Consider the following 5804-nt stretch of genomic DNA (forward strand, 5'->3'; position numbering starts at 1 on the left):
TCCGGTCCGACAACCGCTCACCCGACGACTTCACCTGTCCAGGCCTTGGCACACCACAACCAACGACCAGCACGACTCAAAGTCACCGGTATTGGACCTAGGCGGTACGGGGCCGGACGCGGCAGCGTGCCGGGCCGGTCGCCCGGAGGGTGATCGCGGAGCTGACCGGCACTTCCGTGTCGATCGCCTCCAGGTCGTACTTCTGGAGGATCATCGCCAGCGCGATCACGGACTCCAGCATCGAGAAGTGCTGCCCGATGCAGGCGCGCGGGCCGCCGCCGAAGGGGAACCAGGCGTAGCGGGGGCGGCCCGCCTCGGCTTCGGGGGTGAAGCGCTCGGGGTCGAACCGCTCCGCGTCCTCCCAGTACGCGGGGTGCCGGTGGGTGACCCAGGGGGCGACGATCACGTCGGCGCCGGCGGGGATGGTGTGGCCGCCGATCTCGGTGGCGGCTACCGCCCGGCGGCCGATGACCGGTGCGGCCGGGAAGAGCCGCATGGCCTCCTTGAGTACCTGGGTCACGTAGGGCAGGGCCTCGAGGTCGGCGGCGCCGGGGGTACGGCCGGCCAGGACGCGGTCGACCTCCTCGTGGGCCCGCTTGCGCTGCTCCGGGTGGAGGGCGAGCAGGTGGAGGGCGAAGCCGAGGGAGGTGGCGGTCGTCTCGTGTCCGGCGAGCAGGAAGACGAGGACCTGTTCGCGCAGTTCTGAGGCGTCGAAGCTGCCGTCCTCGGCGCTCTCGACCTCGGCGAGGAGGGAGAGCAGGTCCTGTCCGCCGCCGTCCCCGGCGTCCTGCCCGGCCGCCCGTCGCTCGGCGATGATCCGGTCGCAGACGGCATACAGCTCCTCGTGCGCGGCTGCGGCGCGGCGGTTGCCGGGGGTGGGCCAGTCGCGGGGGATGTTGACGGGCGAGAACCCGCGGCGCAGGACGTAGTCGCCCATGACCGGGAAGGCGCGTTCGACGATCTCGACGGCCGCCTCGACGTCCGTGCCGAAGAGGATGCGGGCGACGGCGCGCAGGGCGAGTCGGGTCATCTCGTCGAGGACGTCGACGGTGGAGTCCGTCGCGGTGCGCCATTTCGAGGTGACGCCTTCCACCTCGGCGGCGATGGCCTCGGCGTAGCTGTCGACCCGGCGGCGGGTGAAGAGCGGCTGGACGAGCCTGCGCTGGCGCAGGTAGTCCTCGTCCTGGCTGGTCAGCAGTCCGTTGCCGAAGGACTCGCGGACTTCTTGGTAGAAGTGGTTGTCCTTGCGGAAGTTGGCGGACTCGGTAGCCAGGATCTGCTGGGCCCCTTCGGCGGAGAAGACGCCGTAGACGACGCCGCGCATGCCGGGCGGTCCGGCGGTGATCCGGACGACGTCCCCGTGTGCGCGCTGGGAGTTCAGGAAGGTACCGAGGGAGTCGTTCTTGAGGTCGAACATCGAGCCGAGCAGCGGTAGCCCCGCCGGGCCCGGAATCGTGCTGGTGGTTGCCATGTGTGCGTTGCCCCCTTGATCGTCACCGGCCCGGTGATTGTCCCGCACCGGGTGACTCACCGGTAGCCTCGGACGAACACCGGGCCGGATCCGGAGAGTTGGCTCGATTGGCGGTGGCGCCTGCAGGCTCGTCCCATGGAGCCCCTCGACATGACCCTGCAGATCACCATCGACTGTGCCGATCCCCAGAGGCTCGTCCTCTTCTGGGCGGAGGCCCTGCGCTATGTACCGCAGCCGCCGCCGGAGGGCCACGCGACCTGGCGGGCGTACTGGGAGTCGATCGGCGTCCCGGCGGAGGAACTGGCCGACGGGGCCGGGGAGCTGCCCGAGTCCGTCGTGGACCCGAAGGGGATCGGGCCGCGGATCTGGTTCCAGCAGGTCCCGGAGCCGAAGACGGTCAAGAATCGGGTGCATCTGGACCTGAAGGTCGGCGGCGGCCGGGAGGCCCCGCTCGCCCTCCGGCGCGAGCGGGTGGACGGAGAGGTCGCCCGGCTGACGGCACTGGGCGCGTCGATCCTCTACATGAGGGCAGCCGCCGCGCGTTTGGCCGGTTCAGGTGTGGTCATGACCCTTCCCCTCGAACTTCTGTTCCACCAGAGCCTGGCGTCCGACCGGCCAGACACCACGTCCTTGCAGGCGCGGCACAGGCCAGCAGTTCGGCGCGCCCAGGGCAGGGGCAACGCCGGGCTGGCCGTTGGTGCGGCCTCACCCTTCAAGGGCCGAGAACCACCCCACCGACCAAGCATCTTGAACCGGTTTCTTCGGAGAGGGAGCGGAGACCGGACAGTGGCGGCCCTGAGGGGGCCGGGGTGCCGGCGGTTGCGGTGGCTGGGGCTCCCCCTGCCGGTTCGGTCCCGATACGGTGAGGGGCATGGCCAAAGAGATTCGTATCGAGGTCGATGACGAGACCTACGAGCAGCTGGAGCGCCTCGCGGCCGGCGGGCACGCCCCGCCGGAGCAGTACGCCGCCAAGCTGCTGACCGCCGACATCACGCGCGCCCGGTTCACCGAGGCCGCGAAGGCATTCGCCGCGGAGCACGCCGAGGGCTTCGCGGCCCGCTTCGGTGGCGGTAAGAGGCAGGCCGTCGCCTGATGGCACCGGTTGTCTCCATCGATGAAGGATGGCTCCTGGAGATCGCGCAGGCGTATGTGCCCGGCGATCCGGACGTCACGGACTACGGCGCCGTGGCCGCCGCAGCAGCCCGCCACCGCCACACGGTGATGGGCACCCTCGTCTACCCCGAACTCCACCACCGGGCCGCGGCCCTTTTGCACAGCCTCGCCCGCGTCCCCGCGCTCGAGCACAGCAACGAGCTCTTCGCCGCGATGGTCGCCGCCGCCTACCTCCAGGCCAGCGGCCAGCAAGTCAAGATCACCACGCAGGACGCCGCCGACCTCGTCGCCGCCGTCACCGACGGGCGACTGACGGTTCGCGACACCGCCGCCGCCGTGAGGAACTGGTTCGCCTGACCCATGGCCCACGGGGACGGCATGGCCGGCCCCCTGGCAGGCGGGCGGCCATGTACCACCAGGAGGCCTCCTCGATGTCCTCGAAGTAGGAGTCCGCTTCTGGAGGTCGGGGAGCGGGTAGGGACTGGGGCGCGCTATGTCGCGCTGGGCATGATGTGCGAGGTGCCCCGGGCCCGCCATCCGGAGGCCTGCCCTCTGGCACCGGGGGACAAGCTGCGCATCTCAGCGACGATCTTCAGTTGGCCCCCGAGGCTGCTCGTCAAGGTCGACGAACTATTCAGTGATTGGCCTCGCCGCCGATGCGTCAGTTCCGACCCAGGAGGCGCAGCAGCGCGGCCGCCATGGCGATCAGTGTCTCGGCGTCGGTTCGGCTGTAGGTGAAGTTCCTGGTGACGCCGTCTTTGTGCAGGCTGCCGCTCGCCTGGTCTTCCACGGCCTTGCGGATCGCGGCCCAGCGTTCGTCCACGGTGCGTTCGCGGTCGTCCTTCTTGCCCGGCCAGCCCCAGCCGCTTGTGAGCTTGATGCGCTCCAGCGTGCGGCGGACTTCAAGCATGGCACCGTCGATGTCGTCGTCCCGCAGTCGTCGCTGCGCCTGGAGGAGGTACCCGACGGCGTCCTGGAAGGGCTCATCGTCTGCCGGGAACGGCACGGACATCTCCACGGCGAGCGAGCGCCCGAGGGCTTCGAGCTGCTGTCGCCACCGGCTCTCCGCGACGTCGAGATACAGCCGCGCGTCCGGGCAGCCCGGGTAGCCAGTCGCCTGGGGGAGCACGGCCCGGAGGTTGACCTCCAGGCGCAGGTCGCCGGAACGGTGCTCGTCCAGGGCAGGAAGCTGCGCGCTGGTGAGGGCGTACTGCACGTGCGGCCGCGCGATCTCGCCGGGGCGGAAAGACGCCGTGACGGTGGACGTTCCCAGCCAGATCGGCGTCCCGTTGCCGTACGGGGCGTGCAGATCGGTCTCCAGCGTCAATACCCGGCCGGCCTCCGCGGCCGCCGGCGTCTTCACCTCCAGTTGCAGGCGCAGGGTGTGCGTGCCGAGGCCCTTGAGGAGCATCAGTCCGTTGTCGCGGTGCCCGACGGCTATGGACCCGATCGGTTCGTCGAAGCGCAGCTCGTCCATCGTGAGGCCTTCCTGGTGGTCGTGTGCCGCGCTGATTGTGGGCCTTGCTCCCGTCGCGCCGCACGGAATTCGTGCGCGGGGCGCTCAGGATCATCGACGCCCGTAGCAGCAGCCACCTTTTCACCTTCGAGGGGTCAGCACCCGGAAATCGGGAGGGGGTTGGTCAGCGGTGGGTGACGGTGAACCCGCTGTCGTTGAGTGCGGCGGTCCAGATATCCCGGTCGAACCACTTGGTGATGTTCGGCTGCAGTTCGGAGATCCCGCGCATGCGGGTCTGCCAGTCGTGGCCTCTGGCGTCGCGGCTGCCTTCGCACCCGTCGCAGCCGTCTTCGCCGTGGATGTGGCCGGCCATCCTGCTGATTCTCGTTTCGTTGTACTGGGCATTCTCACGAGGGGCCCGTCGCCGCCTCACCACGTGTCGAGGACATACCACTCAGATCCGTATTCCCCGGACACCAGAACGAGAAGACACTCAGGCGCTGAAGTGAGAGTCAGCAAGTTGGGGGCCTGGGTCGGGAACCAGCGCAGCAGGGCCGCCACGCTGGCACCCGAGCGGATCGAGCAACTGTCCAAGATCGGCATGCGGTGGGCGTAACCGGCAGAAGAACAGGGGGCCGTCACTGTGAAGGCAGGGAGATGCCGCCCCGGTGCCAAAGGGGGTTCAAGCGCCCGGGAGGAAGAGGCAGAACGGGTGGCCGTGAGGGTCACGCAGGACCCGTACGCCCTTTTGAGGCTGGTACTCCTCCAGCGTCGCGCCCAGGGCGCAAGCTCGCTCGGTCTGCGCATCCAAGTCGTCGACTTGCAGGTCCACATGCGCTTGCATCTGCTGAGCGCCGGGGCGTTGTGGCCAGATTGGGGGCGTGTGGTCGGCTTCCAACTGGAAACTCAGGCTGGGGCGCTCCTGTTGCGGAGCCCGCAGCCGGACCCACTCAGGCTCCCGCTCGACTTCCTCCCAGCCCAGCAGGGCACGGTAGAAATCAGCCAGCGCGAGCGGATCAGGAGTACCGAGAACAAAGCCACCGAGCATCACCGTCATGCCCCCACCCTGCCCCCAGGCTCGCCCCCATGCACCTGTCTGCACACGCACAGACCACTGCCGGCCGGCCCAGAGCGCTGTACTCCGCCCGCCGCGTCACCCTGACGCGGCCCGGCCAGGGCAAGGTCAGCCAGTGCCTGCCGCGCCTGCTGCTGCTCCCACTCCTGCCGCACCACCACGCGGCCGGGCAGGACCTGCCGGCCTGAAGGTCCCAGCGCACCGCCCGGTGCAACGACGCCAGCGAGGGCACCTGGCCCCCGGCCTCCTTCATCCGCATGCCCCTGCGATCTACGAACGCAACGGGCACCTGGGCAAATGTCCGTCAGCCGCGATGGACGCAGCGGAGTCTGCCGCCGAAGGATGCGATGGCGGGCGCGGCCCAGCTGGAGGCGTCGAGCTGGGGTGCGCAGTCTGGGCGGTGGACAGCAGGGTGCCCGGCTGAGGGCTGGTCAGCCGGGCACGTTTCGGGCTGCGGTCAGACGGTGCGGATCAGGGTCAGCAGGGGCTGGCTGCCTTCACCTCTGCGTTGGCCGGTGTGCGCTGGTTCAGCAGGGGAGGGTGGTCTTTCCGGCTGCGCCGGTGGCGCCGGTGGTGCCGTCGGAGGTGGACGTGGCGGCGGTGCCGTTGCCGCCGGGCTCCGCGGAGTCGATCACCGTCCAGCACTACGCCTTCCTCGTCACGGAGGAAGAGTTCGACGGCGTCTTCCA

General features: G+C 69.7%; 8 protein-coding genes and 1 pseudogene. 5 read left to right on the forward strand and 4 right to left on the reverse strand.

What is annotated here, in order from left to right:
• Window positions 1-97 precede the first annotated feature (97 nt).
• Window positions 98-1471, reverse strand: a complete 1374-nt coding sequence (locus ACWD0Y_RS35915; protein WP_450264456.1) for a cytochrome P450 — start codon at window positions 1469-1471, stop codon at window positions 98-100.
• Window positions 1472-1606: 135 nt separating this feature from the next.
• On the opposite strand from ACWD0Y_RS35915, the pseudogene ACWD0Y_RS35920 reads away from it, so the two are divergent.
• The 3 genes and pseudogenes from ACWD0Y_RS35920 to ACWD0Y_RS35930 all read left to right on the forward strand — a co-directional run.
• Window positions 1607-1999: pseudogene (locus ACWD0Y_RS35920) on the forward strand (VOC family protein); the annotation flags it as partial.
• 343 nt (window positions 2000-2342) lie between these two features.
• Window positions 2343-2564: a hypothetical protein gene (locus ACWD0Y_RS35925; protein ID WP_450264457.1), complete on the forward strand. Its 222-nt coding sequence runs from the start codon at window positions 2343-2345 to the stop codon at window positions 2562-2564.
• On the forward strand, window positions 2564-2941 hold the full coding sequence (locus ACWD0Y_RS35930; RefSeq protein ID WP_450264458.1) for a fic family toxin-antitoxin system, toxin component: 378 nt from the start codon (window positions 2564-2566) through the stop codon (window positions 2939-2941). The genes ACWD0Y_RS35925 and ACWD0Y_RS35930 overlap by 1 nt, the downstream gene beginning before the upstream one ends.
• Window positions 2942-3245: 304 nt before the next feature.
• Here ACWD0Y_RS35930 and ACWD0Y_RS35935 read toward each other — a convergent pair whose 3' ends face one another.
• The gene (locus ACWD0Y_RS35935) at window positions 3246-4061 is read right to left on the reverse strand and encodes a hypothetical protein (RefSeq protein ID WP_450264459.1); all 816 of its coding nucleotides are present in this window, start codon (window positions 4059-4061) and stop codon (window positions 3246-3248) included.
• 163 nt (window positions 4062-4224) lie between these two features.
• Window positions 4225-4413, reverse strand: a complete 189-nt coding sequence (locus ACWD0Y_RS35940; RefSeq protein WP_450264460.1) for a hypothetical protein — start codon at window positions 4411-4413, stop codon at window positions 4225-4227.
• A gap of 132 nt (window positions 4414-4545) precedes the next feature.
• Here ACWD0Y_RS35940 and ACWD0Y_RS35945 point away from each other — a divergent pair, with 132 nt between their 5' ends.
• Window positions 4546-4656 carry a helicase associated domain-containing protein gene (locus ACWD0Y_RS35945; protein ID WP_450264461.1) on the forward strand — a complete coding sequence of 37 codons (111 nt, stop codon included), beginning with the start codon at window positions 4546-4548 and terminating at the stop codon, window positions 4654-4656.
• Window positions 4657-4722: 66 nt separating this feature from the next.
• Here ACWD0Y_RS35945 and ACWD0Y_RS35950 read toward each other — a convergent pair whose 3' ends face one another.
• The gene (locus ACWD0Y_RS35950) at window positions 4723-5097 is read right to left on the reverse strand and encodes a VOC family protein (RefSeq protein ID WP_450264462.1); all 375 of its coding nucleotides are present in this window, start codon (window positions 5095-5097) and stop codon (window positions 4723-4725) included.
• Between the two features lie 29 nt (window positions 5098-5126).
• Between ACWD0Y_RS35950 and ACWD0Y_RS35955 the strand changes: the two genes are divergently transcribed.
• Window positions 5127-5303, forward strand: coding sequence for a hypothetical protein (locus tag ACWD0Y_RS35955; protein WP_450264463.1), 177 nt, complete (start codon window positions 5127-5129; stop codon window positions 5301-5303).
• The last annotated feature ends 501 nt before the right edge of the window (window positions 5304-5804 follow it).

Source organism: Streptomyces altiplanensis (genome assembly GCF_053591575.1).